This is a genomic window from Agrobacterium pusense (assembly GCF_900102105.1).
GTDB classification, from domain to species: Bacteria; Pseudomonadota; Alphaproteobacteria; order Rhizobiales; family Rhizobiaceae; genus Agrobacterium; species Agrobacterium pusense.
Map to the genome: position 1 here is coordinate 68,541 of NZ_FNBB01000009.1, position 14,331 is coordinate 82,871.

13 protein-coding genes and 1 tRNA gene are annotated in these 14,331 nt (G+C 59.7%); 4 read left to right on the forward strand and 10 right to left on the reverse strand.

The window, feature by feature from the left end; genetic code table 11:
- Window positions 1–47: 47 nt before the first annotated feature.
- From BLU28_RS18790 to BLU28_RS18805, 4 genes are all read right to left on the reverse strand, one after another.
- Window positions 48–251: a hypothetical protein gene (locus BLU28_RS18790; RefSeq protein WP_004443472.1), complete on the reverse strand. Its 204-nt coding sequence runs from the start codon at window positions 249–251 to the stop codon at window positions 48–50.
- Window positions 252–539: 288 nt separating this feature from the next.
- Window positions 540–3,734 (reverse strand): efflux RND transporter permease subunit, encoded by a 3,195-nt coding sequence (locus BLU28_RS18795; protein ID WP_022556841.1) that lies wholly within the window; start codon window positions 3,732–3,734, stop codon window positions 540–542.
- 133 nt (window positions 3,735–3,867) lie between these two features.
- Window positions 3,868–5,058: an efflux RND transporter periplasmic adaptor subunit gene (locus tag BLU28_RS18800; protein ID WP_004443470.1), complete on the reverse strand. Its 1,191-nt coding sequence runs from the start codon at window positions 5,056–5,058 to the stop codon at window positions 3,868–3,870.
- A 115-nt stretch (window positions 5,059–5,173) separates the two neighbouring features.
- Window positions 5,174–5,983 (reverse strand): alpha/beta hydrolase fold domain-containing protein, encoded by an 810-nt coding sequence (locus BLU28_RS18805; protein ID WP_004443469.1) that lies wholly within the window; start codon window positions 5,981–5,983, stop codon window positions 5,174–5,176.
- Window positions 5,984–6,118: 135 nt separating this feature from the next.
- On the opposite strand from BLU28_RS18805, the gene BLU28_RS18810 reads away from it, so the two are divergent.
- Window positions 6,119–7,018 carry a LysR family transcriptional regulator gene (locus BLU28_RS18810; RefSeq protein WP_004443468.1) on the forward strand — a complete coding sequence of 300 codons (900 nt, stop codon included), beginning with the start codon at window positions 6,119–6,121 and terminating at the stop codon, window positions 7,016–7,018.
- A gap of 3 nt (window positions 7,019–7,021) precedes the next feature.
- Here the strand turns inward: BLU28_RS18810 and BLU28_RS18815 are convergent, their stop codons facing one another.
- Complete coding sequence (locus BLU28_RS18815) at window positions 7,022–7,921, reverse strand: LysR family transcriptional regulator (RefSeq protein ID WP_037091868.1); 900 nt, start codon at window positions 7,919–7,921, stop codon at window positions 7,022–7,024.
- Window positions 7,922–8,084: 163 nt separating this feature from the next.
- Here BLU28_RS18815 and BLU28_RS18820 point away from each other — a divergent pair, with 163 nt between their 5' ends.
- Window positions 8,085–9,266: an MFS transporter gene (locus BLU28_RS18820; protein WP_004443466.1), complete on the forward strand. Its 1,182-nt coding sequence runs from the start codon at window positions 8,085–8,087 to the stop codon at window positions 9,264–9,266.
- A gap of 61 nt (window positions 9,267–9,327) precedes the next feature.
- Complete coding sequence (locus BLU28_RS18825) at window positions 9,328–10,161, forward strand: aldo/keto reductase (protein WP_037091866.1); 834 nt, start codon at window positions 9,328–9,330, stop codon at window positions 10,159–10,161.
- 116 nt (window positions 10,162–10,277) lie between these two features.
- Here the strand turns inward: BLU28_RS18825 and BLU28_RS18830 are convergent.
- Window positions 10,278–10,352, reverse strand: a tRNA-Gly gene (locus BLU28_RS18830).
- Window positions 10,353–10,720: 368 nt separating this feature from the next.
- Here BLU28_RS18830 and BLU28_RS18835 point away from each other — a divergent pair.
- Complete coding sequence (locus BLU28_RS18835; RefSeq protein WP_004443464.1) at window positions 10,721–10,942, forward strand: hypothetical protein; 222 nt, start codon at window positions 10,721–10,723, stop codon at window positions 10,940–10,942.
- Window positions 10,943–11,008: 66 nt separating this feature from the next.
- Here the strand turns inward: BLU28_RS18835 and dps are convergent, their stop codons facing one another.
- From dps to BLU28_RS18855, 4 genes are all read right to left on the reverse strand, one after another.
- A complete protein-coding gene (dps, locus tag BLU28_RS18840) occupies window positions 11,009–11,497 on the reverse strand; it encodes a DNA starvation/stationary phase protection protein Dps (RefSeq protein ID WP_077987246.1) in 489 nt (162 codons plus the stop codon).
- Between the two features lie 122 nt (window positions 11,498–11,619).
- On the reverse strand, window positions 11,620–12,378 hold the full coding sequence (locus tag BLU28_RS18845) for an iron ABC transporter ATP-binding protein (RefSeq protein ID WP_006700416.1): 759 nt from the start codon (window positions 12,376–12,378) through the stop codon (window positions 11,620–11,622).
- Window positions 12,375–13,343 (reverse strand): iron chelate uptake ABC transporter family permease subunit, encoded by a 969-nt coding sequence (locus BLU28_RS18850; protein ID WP_077987247.1) that lies wholly within the window; start codon window positions 13,341–13,343, stop codon window positions 12,375–12,377. The genes BLU28_RS18845 and BLU28_RS18850 overlap by 4 nt, the downstream gene beginning before the upstream one ends.
- A complete protein-coding gene (locus BLU28_RS18855; RefSeq protein WP_004443456.1) occupies window positions 13,336–14,301 on the reverse strand; it encodes an ABC transporter permease in 966 nt (321 codons plus the stop codon). The genes BLU28_RS18850 and BLU28_RS18855 overlap by 8 nt, the downstream gene beginning before the upstream one ends.
- Between the last annotated feature and the right edge of the window lie 30 nt (window positions 14,302–14,331).

Here is a 14,331-nt window from a genome sequence, read left to right on the forward strand (position 1 = left end):
CAGCGGCGTGCCCAGGAAAGCTGCCGCAACAATCTCAGGAGGCCGGCTTAAACCCGTTGCGCCGCTGTCACGTGGCTGCGTGAGCGCGCTTCCAGCAAGGATGTGCGAATGGCTTCCATCAACCGCTCACGATTGTTTCTGGTCTTGCCTCTATCGAGATTTTGCGCGGAAAGCGCGAGATCAAGACCCTCATGCATCACTATCGAATAGGCAACGGTCGTCGCCCAGTTCTCGTAATCCTGCTCCATCATGTCGCCCCTGAACTAAATCATTTAGTCCGAATCACCCTGTTCTTGGAAAGTAACACAAAATACAAAGCATAAAATATCATTGTTTCTTCCTCTGCGCGCAGTCGCCAACATCTATATTGACTTTTGCCAATTGTGGTGCGGCGCAGAACGCAGCCTGTATTACCGTTAAGCACTTGAAACTGATTCAATTTCAGAAGAGGCGCATACACATCTTTCCATATAAAACGCCGCGCATCTCGGGATGCGCGGCGGGCTTGCGTCGAAGGTTGCGGTGGATAGGTGTCGGTATCAGCCGGCCTTTTCGAGCTTGTAGTCCGAATTGGCCGGTTCTTCCTGCTTGTGCTGGATGAGCGGACGGTTGCCCGCCAGCTTGCGCACCAGCACATAGAAGACCGGAGTCATGAAGATGCCGAAGAACGTCACGCCGATCATGCCGGAGAAGACCGCGACACCCATGGCGGCGCGCATTTCCGCACCGGCACCTGTCGAGACGACCAGCGGCACCACGCCCATGATGAAGGCGAGCGAGGTCATCAGGATCGGGCGCAGGCGAAGCCGGCTTGCCTCGATGGCCGCCTGAAGCGGCGTTCGTCCCTCGAATTCCAGTTCCCGGGCGAATTCCACGATCAGGATCGCGTTTTTCGCTGAGAGACCGACAAGGACGACAAGGCCGATCTGCGTAAAGATGTTGTTATCCCCTCCCGTCAGCCAGACGCCCGTGAGGGCTGCGAGCACGCCGAGCGGGACGATCAGGATGATCGCGATCGGCAGGGTCAGGCTTTCATATTGCGCAGCGAGCACGAGATAGACGAGCAGCAGCGCCAGCGGGAAAACCACGATGCTGGAATTGCCGGCGAGAATCTGCTGATAGGTCAGATCCGTCCATTCGTAATCGACGCCCGCGGGCAGGGTTTCGGCAAGGATCTTTTCGATCGCGGCCTGTGCCTGACCCGAGGAGAAGCCCGGTGCCGGTCCGCCGTTGATATCGGCCGCAAGGAAGCCGTTATAACGGTTGGTGCGCTCCGGTCCGGTCGTCGCATTCACCTTCAGGAGCGTCGACAGCGGGATCATCTGACCCGTTGCCGAGCGAACCTTCAGGCGGCCAATGTCTTCCGCATGGGCGCGGAACTGTGAATCCGCCTGCACACGGACGCTGTATGTGCGACCGAAGGCGTTGAAGTCATTGACATAGAGCGAGCCGAGATAGATCTGCAGCGTCTGGAAGACGTCGCTGACGGAGACGCCCAGCTGTTCCGCCTTGGCGCGGTCGAGATCGGCGAAGAGCTGCGGCACGTTGATCTGGTAGCTGGAGAAAATGCCTGCCAGCTCCGGCGTCTGATATGCCTTGGCGATGACGGCCTTCGCCGCTTCGTCCAGCGTCTGGTAGCCGTAACCGGCGCGGTCTTCGATCTGCAGCTTGAAGCCGCCTGTCTGGCCGAGACCGTTGACCGGCGGCGGCGGGAACATGGCGATGAAGGCATCCTGAATGCCGGCATATTTCTGGTTCAGCTGCATGGCGATGGCGCCACCTGACAGTTCCGGTGTCTTGCGCTTTTCGAAGTCGTCGAGAACCGCAAAAACGATGCCGGAATTGGAACCGATGGTGAAGCCGTTGATCGACAGGCCGGGGAAGGCGATGGCGTGGCTGACACCGGGCGTTTCCATGGCGATCTCGCTCATCCGCTTGATCACGCTTTCGGTACGGTCGAGCGTTGCGCCATCAGGAAGCTGCGCGAAACCGATGAGGTACTGCTTGTCCTGCGCCGGCACGAAGCCGCTCGGAACTGTCGTAAACATGCCATAGGTGGCGGCCACCAGCGCCATGTAGACGATCATGACGAGGCTCTTGCGCGTCACCAGCCCGCCGACGGTCTTGCCGTAGCCGTTCGAGGCCGCGCCGAAGGCACGGTTGAAGCCGCGGAAGAACCAGCCGAGGATCTTGTCCATGAAGCGGGTGAGCCAGTCTTTCGGTGCGCCATGTTCCTTCAGCAGCAGGGCCGCAAGCGCGGGTGACAGCGTCAGCGAGTTGATGGCCGAAATGACGGTGGAGATGGCAATCGTCAGCGCGAACTGCCGGTAGAACTGGCCGGAAAGGCCGGAGATGAAGGCGAGCGGCACGAAGACGGCGACCAGTACCAGCGCAATGGCGATGATCGGGCCGGAGACTTCGCGCATCGCCTTATAGGTGGCGTCACGCGGTGAGAGCCCGTTTTCGATATTTCGCTCGACGTTTTCGACGACCACGATCGCGTCATCCACCACGATGCCGATGGCGAGCACAAGGCCGAACAACGTCAACGCGTTGATGGAGAAGCCGAAGGCATACATGACGGCGAAGGTGCCGATGATCGAGACCGGAACGGCGATCAGCGGAATGATCGAGGCGCGCCACGTCTGCAGGAAGAGGATGACGACAAGCACCACGAGGCCAACGGCCTCGAGGAGTGTATCGACAACCTTCTCGATGGAGGAGCGCACGAATTTCGTCGTATCGTAGACGATCTCGTATTTCACGCCATCGGGCATCGCCAATTGCAGATTATCCATGGTGGCGCGGACATTGTCGGCGATTTCGATGGCGTTGGAGCCGGGGGCCTGAAGGACCGCAACAGCCACCGCCGGCTCACCATCGAGCAGAGAACGCAGCGTGTAATCGGCTGCTCCGAGTTCGATGCGCGCGACATCGCGCAGGCGGGTGATTTCGCCGTTTGCGCCGCTCTTGACGATGATGTTGCCGAATTCTTCCGGCGTCGTCAGACGGCCCTGGGCATTGACGTTGAGCTGCAGGTCGACACCGTTCGGGCTTGGTGAAGCGCCGATGACGCCGGCCGCGGCCTGCACGTTCTGCTGGCGGATGGCGTCGGAGACGTCGCTGGCGGCGAGATCATGCTCGGCCACCTTCTGCGGATCGAGCCAGACGCGCATGGAATAGTCACCCGCGCCGAAGACCTGCACCTGACCCACGCCTTCGATGCGGGCGAGACGGTCCTTGACGTTCAGCGTCGCATAATTGCGCAGATAGGTGATGTCATAGGCGTCGGTCTTGGAGACAAGGTTCACGACCATGATGAAGTCGGGCGAGCTCTTGACCGTGGTGATGCCGAGCGCGCGCACTTCCGCCGGCAGGCGCGGTTCGGCCTGCGAGACGCGGTTCTGCACAAGCTGCTGGGCCTTATCAGGATCGGTGCCGAGCTTGAAGGTGACGGTGAGCGTCAGCACGCCGTCCGACGTCGCCTGGCTGCCCATGTAGAGCATGTCTTCGACACCGTTGATCTGTTCTTCGAGCGGTGTCGCGACGGTTTCAGCGATAACGGTCGGGTTCGCACCGGGATAGGTGGCGCGCACGACGACGGATGGCGGAACGACTTCGGGATATTCCGAAATCGGCAGGGCGCGCATGCCAAGAAGGCCTGCCACCACAATCAGGATCGACAAGACGCCGGCAAATACCGGCCGGTCGACAAAAAATCTGGAAATATTCATATCCAGTCCCTCTCCGGGTATATTTTGGAATGCGAAGGCCGCTCCGGCGGCAATTCTGCCGCCGGTGAAGGCCGGTTCTGTCTGAATGCGCGTCTCGCGAAAGCGCGGGACGCTTACTGATCAAAGAGATGGATTACTGCGAGGCAGCAACCTTATCTTCCGCCTGAGGTGCGATGGTTGCGCCGGGACGGATGCGCTGCAGGCCGTTGACGACGATCGTATCACCGGCAGCAAGGCCGCTTTCGATGATGCGCTGGCCATCGGCCGGCGCGCCCGGCTTGATCTGGCGGTAGCTCACCTTGTTTTCGGCATCGACCACGAAGACGAAGCGCTTGTCCTGATCCGTGCCGATGGCGCGATCGCTGATGACGATGCGGTTTTCCGGCTTCGGTTCGCCCATGCGCACCCGCACGAACTGGCCGGGGATCAACCTGCCATCGGGATTGTCGAAGACGGCGCGCACACCGATGGTGCCGCTTGCCGAATCCACCTGATTGTCGATCAGGTGCAGCGTACCCTTGATCGGCGTGCCTTCATCCGAAAGCGTGCCGATTTCCACCGGGATCTGTTCGAGAGCCGGCAGGGCGCCATCGGTCTTCGGCAGCTCGGCAAGAGCCTTTGCCACCACGCCTTCGCTGGCGTTGAAGCTCGCATAGATCGGGTTGACCGACACGAGGGTCGTCAGTGCCGGCGAGGTGGAACCGGCGGCGACGAGGTTGCCGGCGGTGATTTCGATGCGGCCGACGCGGCCTGAAACAGGTGCGCGGATTTCGGTGTAACCAAGATCGAGTTGCGCCGTGGTGAGTGCTGCGCGGGCGGCGCGAAGCTGGGCTTCGGCATCCGCAAACGAGCTCTGGCGCTGGTCGAGATCGCTCTGCGAGATGGTGCGGTTGTCGGAAAGCCGGCGGCCACGGTCGAGTTCCGTTTTCGCAAGGCTGACCTTGGCTTCGGCCGAGGCGACCTGTCCTTCAGCGCCGGCAACAGCGGCCTGATAGGGGGCCGGATCGATGGTGAAGAGGGGATCGCCTTCCTTCACCAGCGCGCCTTCGCGAAAATGCACAGCCTTGATCTGGCCGGCGACGCGGGAGCGAATCTGCACCCGGTCAACGGCTTCCAGACGGCCGGAAAATTCCTCCCAGCGCATCACGTCGCGGCTTTCAACCTTGGCAACGGTGACAGGGATCGCTGGTGTTTCAGCAGGCGTGGAAGCGGCCGTTGCATCGCGACTGGTGGGGAGGTCGAAAAACAGTGCTGCTGCTGCAACGGACATGGCAAGCCCGATACCGGCGCCCGTCAGGGCCCGGCGCTTTGTGTTCAGCGTCATGGGTATCTCCTTCGCCCCCGATCGGGAGCAGGTCGTTCATCTATTTTACTTCGTCGCATGATCCGGACGTAAAACCGCTACGCACTTTTACTGGACATGCTCAAAATGCGAAATTTCAGTGGTTTAACTGGTCAACGAAAGTCTTGAACTCCGAACAGACGGATGAGACCCATCCGCCGCCCTCTCCTTGATAAAGCCCCGTCCAGCCGACGCCGGCGGGGAAAACATGCTGCCTAACGCTAACGCCTGAGGCGATGAGGCGGTCTCCGTAATTGACCGTTTCGTCGCGCAGAGGGTCGTCCTCGGCGGTAAAGATCAGCGCCGGCGCCACCCGGTTCAGCCGCGTGCACTGGCAGGGTGCGGCATAGGGGTGAAAAAACCCGCACGCCTTGGCAAGGTAATGGCTCCAGCCATCCGCCCAGCGCTGGCGCATGCCGATCCTGTCCGCGTCGCGGAAGGATTCCGTCGTCATCATCGGATCGATCATGGGCGACAGAAGTATCTGACCGGCAAGTTTGCCCGGCATGCGGTCACGGGCCTTCAAGGCAAGCCCCGCCGCCACATTGCCGCCTGCCTCTTCGCCGGCCACGAACAGCAGCGATTTCGCGCCGCCATAATGCTTGCGATCCCGGCTCAGGCGATCGAGCGCTTCGTAAGCGCAGTCGATAACCATCGGAAATTCGTTGCCGGACGGCCTGCTGTAATCGGCCTCCACGACCACCGCGCCGCTTTCTGCAAGCGCGCGCGCGACCGGAAGTTCCGGGCAATTGCCGCCCGGCTCCAGGCCGGGTTCCAGAAACGAACCGCCGCGCAGATAAAGTACGACGGGCGGTTGGCTGCACAGGCTCGAACCTTCATATCGGCGCACGGAAAGCTGGGACGCGAAGCCCCCACAGCTTTTGATATTCTCCCAGTGCGCGTTCATCTGATCCGGTCCCGTTGCACCACCTTGAGCAGTGCATCACATTTGCAAAATCTGAAATTCATATTATTGTTCGGAGAAAAACGATCAAGTATGCCAAAATGAAAACACTATTCCAAAACGACGGATAATCTCATCATGGATCAGCTCTCCGCCATGCGGGTTTTTACGCGTGTCGTGGAAACCGGCAATTTCAGCCGCGCCGCGACAGCGCTGAACATGCCGAAAACCACGGTCACCAATATGGTCCAGGCGCTCGAGGCGCATTTGCAGACCACGCTTCTCAACCGCACGACGCGGCGAGTGATGCTGACAACGGACGGCGCTCTCTATTATGAGCGTGCATCGCAGATTTTATCGGAAATAGAAGAACTTGACGGCAGCATGTCCAGCGCGCAGGTGCAGCCATCCGGCCGGTTGCGCGTGGAAATGGCCGGTGTCTTTGCGGACCTTGTGGTTATCCCACATCTTTGCGAATTTTACCAGCGCTATCCGCAAATCCGTCTCGATCTCGGTGTCGGCGACCGTCTGGTCGATTATATCGCTGAAAATGTCGACTGTGCACTGCGCGTCGGCGTTTTGCGCGATCAGTCGCTGATTGCCCGAAAAGTAGGCGAACTCCGGTTCGAAACATTTGCGTCACCGTCCTATATCGAAAATTTTGGCATGCCCCGAGAACCGGAGGACCTGGAGAAGGATCATCTGTCGGTGGGTTACCTCAATGCCACCACCGGGCAGATCATGCCGGCCTCCTTCGACAATGGCATACGCAGCGTCGAGTTGACGCCCAACTACGTCGTTTCCGTCAATGACAGCCGCACCTACTTGAATGCGGCGCTCGCCGGCATGGGCATCGTGCAGCTGCCGATCTTCATGGTGCGCGACGCCCTTTCGCGCGGAGAGCTGGTGCCGGTGCTTTCCGAATGGCGACGGGAGGCGATGCCGATCTATGTCGTCTATCCCCAGACCCGGCACGTGACCAACAAGGTCCGCGTATTTGTCGACTGGCTTGCGAAGCTGGTACATGGGCTGGTGTGATAATCAGCGCCCGACCCTTGCGGCAAGGAAATCTATGAAGGCGCGCACGCGGGCTGCGAGATGCTCATGGCCGGCATAAACCGCGTGGATCACCTCCATGTCCTCGGCGCTATAGTCTTCCAGTACGGGAACGAGCAGGCCAGCCCTAATATCGGGTTCGACGTGGAATTCACCGACCCGACCGAGCCCAAGCCCCGATAGGCAAAGCCTGCGCATGGCCATGCCGCTATTGACGGAGGCATTGCCCGTGACTGGCAGGCGATAGACATCGGCAGAACCGGGGTCGCGGAACGGCCATTCATTGAGATTGCGACTGAAATTGAAGCTCAGGCAATTGTGCCGCGCCAGATCCTGCGGCGTTTCCGGCATGCCGTATTGTTCGATATAGGTGGGGGAGGCGACGATAACGCGGCGTACTTCCTTTAGCTTTCTTGCCTTCAGCGATGAATCGCCCATGGCGCCGGAGCGTATGGCAATGTCCGTGCGTTCCTCGATCAGGCTGATGACACCGTCAGTCAGCGAAATATCCAGCTCGATTTCCGGATAAAGCGACAGGAATTCCGGTGCAAGCGGCAGGAGATAACGTTCACCGAAGCCCAGCGTCGCGTTGACCCGTAGCAGCCCGCGCGGCACCACCTTGCCGCCGCTCGCCACGATCTGCTCGGTCTCGGCTATGTCGGCGAGAATGCGTCGGGCCCGCGCCAGATAGACCTCGCCCTCCGGCGTAAGCGTTACGAGCCGGGTGGAGCGGGCCACCAACCTGGTGCCGAGACGGTCTTCGATACGTGTGACAAGTTTGCTGACGGCCGAGGGCGAAAGCTTCAGCCTGCGCCCGGCGGCTGAAAAGCTGCCGAGTTCCGCCGCCGCCACGAAGACTTCCATCTCTCCGGCCCTGTTATCCATCGCGCATCACCTATGAAATGAATTCAAAGGTATTTATCCGGCTTTGCCGATTATCATGCAAGTCCCCTTCGCCCATATTGCGTTCATACAATTTGATCCAACCGGGCAGCCCCAAGCTGTCCAGAAGGCCCGTGATCCAGCTGCGGGCGAAGAGGTATTCGTCATGCCATTGGCCATATTTGCCCTGACGATCGCGGCCTATGCGATCGGAACAACGGAATTCGTCATTGTCGGTCTGCTGCCGACCGTCGCAAACGATCTCCATATCACCCTGCCGCTCGCCGGTCTCATCGTCAGTGTCTATGCACTGGGTGTGACCTTTGGTGCGCCGATCCTGACCGCATTGACCGGCAAGATAGAAAGGAAGCCGCTGCTGCTCGGCCTGATGGCCCTGTTCATCGTCGGTAACAGTCTTGCAGCCCTCTCACCCAATTATGAGATGCTGCTGGTAGCCCGCGTCATTGCCGCCTTCGCCCATGGCGTCTTTTTCTCGGTCGGCTCCACCATCGCGGCCGATCTCGTGCCGGAAAACCGTCGCGCCTCGGCCATTGCCATGATGTTCATGGGCCTTACGGTCGCCATCGTCACCGGTGTTCCGCTCGGCACCTATATCGGCCAGGTCTTCGGCTGGCGCGCCACCTTCTGGGCCGTTGCTGCCCTTGGTGTCATTGCCTTCCTCGGCATTGCAGCGCTTCTCCCGAACACACTCAAGAAGGCGCCGCCGGCAAGCCTGCTCGATCAGGTCCGTGTTCTCGGTTCCGGCCGCCTGCTCATCGTTTTCGCCATGACCGCGCTTGGTTACGGCGGCACCTTCGTCGCCTTCACCTTCCTTGCGCCAATCCTGCAGGATGTGACCGGATTTTCGGAAAAGAGCGTCAGCCTTATCCTCGTGCTTTACGGTATCGCCATCGCGGCCGGCAACATCGGTGGCGGCCGGATCGCCAACCATAATCCGGCCAGGGCGCTGATTGGCCTCTTCCTGGCGCAGGCCATCGTGCTGCTCGTCTTTTCCTTCACCGCGGTTTCGCCAGTGCTGACGCTCATCACGCTTGCCGCGCTTGGTTTCCTCTCCTTCGCCAATGTTCCCGGCCTGCAGCTTTATGTGGTGCAGCTTGCCAAGGAGCATCGTCCCGGCGCCGTCGATGTCGCTTCGGCGCTCAACATCGCCGCGTTCAACCTCGGCATCGCCATCGGCGCGTGGCTCGGCGGTCTGGTGGTGGAATCACCGTTGGGTCTTGGAGCCACACCCTGGGTTGGCGCCATCCTCGTCGCGGTTGCCCTGCTTCTGACCATCTGGAGCAGCGCGCTCGACCGCCGCGCCGCGCTGACGCTGAAAACTGCCTGAGTTTTTCATGAAATACCCGGCCGCTCCCAAGTCGGCCGGGCCACCTCAAAGGAGAAAATATATGTTTGATGTCACTGCAAACGGCGCGTCAATCCCGGCGCTTGGTTTCGGCACGTTTCGCATTCCCGGCCCCGATGTGCTGCGTATCGTTCCCCATGCGCTGAAGGCCGGGTTCCGCCATATCGATACCGCCCAGATCTATGGCAATGAAGCCGAGGTCGGTGAAGCCATTGCTGCTTCGGGCGTTACGCGCGGCGAAGTGTTTCTCACCACCAAGGTCTGGGTCGAGAACTACAGGCACGATGCCTTCCTCGCCTCTGTCGATGATAGCCTGAAAAAGCTGAAGACCGACCATGTGGACCTGCTGCTGCTGCACTGGCCGAACGAGGCGGTTTCGCTTGCCGAGCAGATCGGCGCGCTGAACGCGGTGAGGCAGGCCGGCAAGGTGCGCCATATCGGCGTTTCCAACTTCAGCACGGCGCTGATGGCCGAAGCGGTGAAGCTGTCCGATGCCCCGATCGTGACCAACCAGATCGAATACCACCCCTACATCGATCAGGATGTGGTTATCGCCGCCGCCAAAGCTGCGGGCATGTTGGTGACGGGTTATTACGGGATGGCCGATGGTAAAGTGTTTGACGATCCGGTGCTGAAGGAGATTGCCGCGGGCCGTGGCAAGTCGGTAGCACAGGTGGTTCTGCGCTGGCTCGTGCAGCAGCAGGGCGTCGTCGCCCTGTCGAAAACGGTGAGTGAGGCCCGGGTCGAGGAAAATCTCGCCATCTTCGACTTCGAGCTTTCGGCAGATGAAATGGCGGCAATCCGTGCGCTTGCAAGACCGGACGGCCGCATCGTTTCGCCGGAAGGGCTTGCGCCCGTCTGGGACGAGGCCGCCTGACGATGAGGGCCGGGGAGAGAACTCTCTTCCCGGTTTCTTTGCGCGAGAAATTTTCGCGTATGGCGATGCGTCTCGCATCGGGCATGCCAGAGATTTATCGGCCTGTTCTGGAAATTTGGAGCGGGCGAAGGGATTTGAACCCTCGACCCCAACCTTGGCAAGGTTGTGCTCTACCCCTGAGCTACACCCGCTCAAATCCACCGGTCCGGGGTAGTATGCTGAACCGTGGGCCGCCGAAGCGGCGACGGGTGCTATATCGCTCAATCGTTTTTGGAATGCAACAGTTTCTTTTGCGGTTTCGGTGGAAATCCGCCTGCCTGCGAATTTATCTGCCCTTCCGGGAAGCGGCGGGCTCGGACGCCATGGATATTTGAGCGAAGATATTGTTTCATCTGGTTTTTATTGCCGTCTCACAATGGAGCGCCCAGATGCGGTGCCAGGAAATAATCTATTTACATTTGGTTAAAATCTGATTCGACAAGTGATTCGTTCGGGTGTACAAATTTCCTGTCCACGAAAAAAAGAAACGATACTTGGCATATCATCAGGAGGATGAGCCTTGTCGTATGCAGCTTTTGAACGGGTTGGCGCACAATTGTCGCCGGAGCAGATCACCGATCTGCAGAATATTTTCGATGGCGTATGTTTCGAGTGCCTTCAAGATCGCAGCAGCCACGTTGCCAACGAGTGCGCGGCGGTTCTTATCCGCAGCGCCCAGCGCGGCATTCTCGACCATGAGATGTTGCGGGACATCGGGCTTGCCGTTTTGCGGCGGCACTGATGCCTGAGAAGAAAAAAAGCGCCCGGATATCCGGGCGCTTTGTTTTTGAAGTGGGCGGATTTCCGCTCAGCTCTTTTCCTGCACATGCGCTTCGAGGAACCAGAGCGCCTTGTCGAGATCGCGCGAGGCGGCGGTGAATATGTCGGCCGTCGTGGGGTCGCCCGCTTCATCGGAATGGTCGATGGCCTTGCGGATCATGTTGGCCACATCGCCATAACGTTCGATCAGGGCGTCCAAATGGTCATGGATCTTGTAGATGTCGGTCGGATAGGCCTTGAGCTTGGTTGTCGAGGAGACCGATTGCAGGCTGCCGAGCGCCGTGCCGCCAAGCTGGACCACACGTTCGGCAATCGTGTCGCCATGATTGTCGAGCTGGGTGCGGAACGTATCGAGAAGTTCATGCACGGCGATGAATTGCGGGCCTTTCAGGTTCCAGTGCGCCTGTTTGGTGATGAGCGCAAGGTCGATCACCGAAGCCAGCGATTCGTTTAGAATGCCGATAACGGTCGACTTGGCGTTTGAAGGCAGGTCGTTCTTCGTCTTGTGCGTCTTCATCGATGTCTCCTGAAGTTGCGGACGGAATGCCGCTTTGGAAAAGTCCGTCGATTAACGTCCGGGCCTGTGGCCCTGTTCCATGTTAGGCGACGGGACAGCAAAAATCCTGCACAATCATCATGTCATTCGTAAAACAGGCAGATGCGCCGGCCGTCTATCTCACTGACGCTGATCGGCATGTCATAGATTTCCTTGAGAATATCGGGACGGATGATCTCTTCCGCAGGACCCTGATGACAGATGCGGCCCTCGCGCATGGCGATGATGGTGTCGGAATACCAGGAGGCGAAGTTGATGTCGTGCAGAACCAGAACCACGGTCTTCTTCAGCTCGTCGGCCGCCTTGCGCATGATTTTCATCATGCTGGAGGCGTGTTTCATGTCCAGGTTGTTGAGCGGCTCGTCAAGCAGCACATAATCCGTATCCTGGCAAAGCACCATGGCCACGAAGGCGCGCTGGCGCTGACCGCCGGACAGTTCGTCCAGAAACCGGTCGGCCAGATTTTCAAGGTGCAGATATTCAAGCGCCCGGTCGATATGGGCCTTGTCCTCGATGGTGGGGCGGCCCTTGGAGTAGGGGTAGCGGCCGAAGCCGACAAGGTCGCGCACGGTCAGGCGCGAGGAGATGTGGTTGTCCTGCCGCAGGATGGAGAGCCGCTTCGCCAGCGTATCGGAGGGGGTTTTCGTGACATCCAGCCCGTCGACCGTGACGGTTCCCGTATCCATGGACATCAGCCTTGCGACGATGGACAGGAGCGTGGATTTACCCGCGCCGTTCGGCCCGATGATGGAGGTGACGCCGCCTGCCGGGATGGAAACCGAGACGCCGTCTATGACGACGCTGTCACCATAGGATTTGCTGATCTGACTGGCGATGATCATCGCGCACCTCGTTTCAGAATGAGACCGATAAAGACGATGCCGCCCAGAAATTCGATGATGATGGAGAGCGCCGTATCGAAGGCGAAAACCCGCTCCAGCACCACCTGACCGCCGACGAGACAGATCACGGCGATGAGGATCGCCGCAGGCAGCACATAGGCATGCTTGCCGTTGCCGGTGAGATAATGGGCGAGGGCCGCGACCAGCAGGCCGAAGAACATGACCGGGCCGACGAGCGCAGTGGAGACTGCGACAAGTACGGAGACCAGCACGAGGATGATGGTCACGGTGTACTTGTATTCGACCCCGAGGCTGATGGCCGTCGCGCGGCCGAGCGAGAGCACGTCGAGCGTGTGCATCAGGCGCAGCCCGATAATGGTCACCACGCCGATGATGATGGCGGAAACAGTGAGCAGCGTCGGATCGATGGAATTGAAACTGGCGAAAAGCACATCCTGCAGCACCGTGTATTCGTTCGGATCGAGGACCCGCTGCATGAAGCCCGAAAGGCTGCGGAAAAACACGCCGAAGACGATACCGACCAAGACGAGAAGATGCAGGCTGCGTACCGCTCCGACAAAAAGCCAGCGATAGAGCAGGGCGGAAAAGGCGACGAGCAGCCCGGTTTCCACCAGAAATTTCACTTGAGGATCGATCATCACGACTGTTGCCGAACCGAAGACGAAAATCAGCCCGGTCTGCATCAGCACGTAGAGTGAATCGAAACCCATGACCGAAGGGGTGAGGATACGGTTGTTGGTAACCGTCTGGAACAGCACGGTGGAAACGGCGATGGCGTAGGCCACCAGCAAAAGCGACAGGAGCTTGATGCCGCGAAACGGCAGCACGAAACTCCAGCTTCCCCTGGCGCCGAGCGTCATGAAGGCGATCATGGAAATGAGCGCCAGTGCGGCAAGCACAAGCAGAACGATTTTTGCGCGCCTGTCAGGGTTTCTCTCACGCATGGTTGCGTTTCCGCAGCAGGAGATAGAGGAACAGCGCGCTGCCGATGACGCCGACCACGGTTCCGATGGGTATTTCGTAAGGCGCGCGCACGGTCCGGCCGATGATGTCGCAGGAGAGCACAAAGACCGCGCCGAGCGTCGCCACCCATGGCACCGAGCGGCGCATATTGTCGCCGATCATCAGGCTCACGACATTCGGCACGATGAGGCCCAGGAAGGGGATCATGCCCACCGTCACCACCACGACAGCGCTGACCAGCGAAACGATGGTGAGGCCGAGCGCCATTACCCGGCGATAATTGAGGCCGAGATTGGTGGTGAAGTCCCGGCCCATGCCCGCCACGGTGAAGCGGTCGGCGGCGAGATAGGCGGCGATGGCGAAGAGAAAACCGATCCACAGCAACTCATAACGGCCGCGCAGTACGCCGGAAAAATCCCCCGTCATCCATGCCCCGAGCGATTGCAGCAGATCGAAGCGATAGGCGAAGAATGTGGTGACGGCGGAAATGACGCCGCCAAGCATGATGCCGATCAGCGGCACCAGCAGCACGTCGCGCAGCGGCACCTGCCGCAGGATGCGCAGGAACAGCGCGGTGCCGGCGAGGGCAAAAGCTGCTGCCACCAGCATCTTGCCGAAGATCGGTGTATCCGGTGCCAAAAGGGTGACGGCGAGCAGGCCGAGGCCGGCGGATTCCGTCGTGCCTGCCGTGGAAGGTTCCACGAAGCGGTTTCGCACCAGCATCTGCATGATGAGGCCGGCAATCGCCATCGAGCTTCCCGCAAGTATCAGCGCGAGCGTGCGCGGAATACGGCTGACGAGCAGCACCCGCAGCGCGTCTGCACTCGTGTCGGGTGCGAAAAGCGTTGCGAGCGAAACGTTGCTTACGCCGACGAACAGGCTGGTGATGGCGAGCACCAGGGCTAGCAACAGGACAAGGATGAGAGACAGGGATTTCACGTTGGCGGTTTTTCGTAAATGGTAAAAGCT

Coding starts and splice junctions, on each gene's coding strand:
- BLU28_RS18790 (WP_004443472.1), bottom strand. CDS start 251: ATGATGGAGCAGGATTACGAGAACTGGGCGACGACCGTTGCCTATTCG.
- BLU28_RS18795 (WP_022556841.1), bottom strand. CDS start 3,734: ATGAATATTTCCAGATTTTTTGTCGACCGGCCGGTATTTGCCGGCGTC.
- BLU28_RS18800 (WP_004443470.1), bottom strand. CDS start 5,058: ATGACGCTGAACACAAAGCGCCGGGCCCTGACGGGCGCCGGTATCGGG.
- BLU28_RS18805 (WP_004443469.1), bottom strand. CDS start 5,983: ATGAACGCGCACTGGGAGAATATCAAAAGCTGTGGGGGCTTCGCGTCC.
- BLU28_RS18810 (WP_004443468.1), top strand. CDS start 6,119: ATGGATCAGCTCTCCGCCATGCGGGTTTTTACGCGTGTCGTGGAAACC.
- BLU28_RS18815 (WP_037091868.1), bottom strand. CDS start 7,921: ATGGATAACAGGGCCGGAGAGATGGAAGTCTTCGTGGCGGCGGCGGAA.
- BLU28_RS18820 (WP_004443466.1), top strand. CDS start 8,085: ATGCCATTGGCCATATTTGCCCTGACGATCGCGGCCTATGCGATCGGA.
- BLU28_RS18825 (WP_037091866.1), top strand. CDS start 9,328: ATGTTTGATGTCACTGCAAACGGCGCGTCAATCCCGGCGCTTGGTTTC.
- dps (WP_077987246.1), bottom strand. CDS start 11,497: ATGAAGACGCACAAGACGAAGAACGACCTGCCTTCAAACGCCAAGTCG.
- BLU28_RS18845 (WP_006700416.1), bottom strand. CDS start 12,378: ATGATCATCGCCAGTCAGATCAGCAAATCCTATGGTGACAGCGTCGTC.
- BLU28_RS18850 (WP_077987247.1), bottom strand. CDS start 13,343: ATGCGTGAGAGAAACCCTGACAGGCGCGCAAAAATCGTTCTGCTTGTG.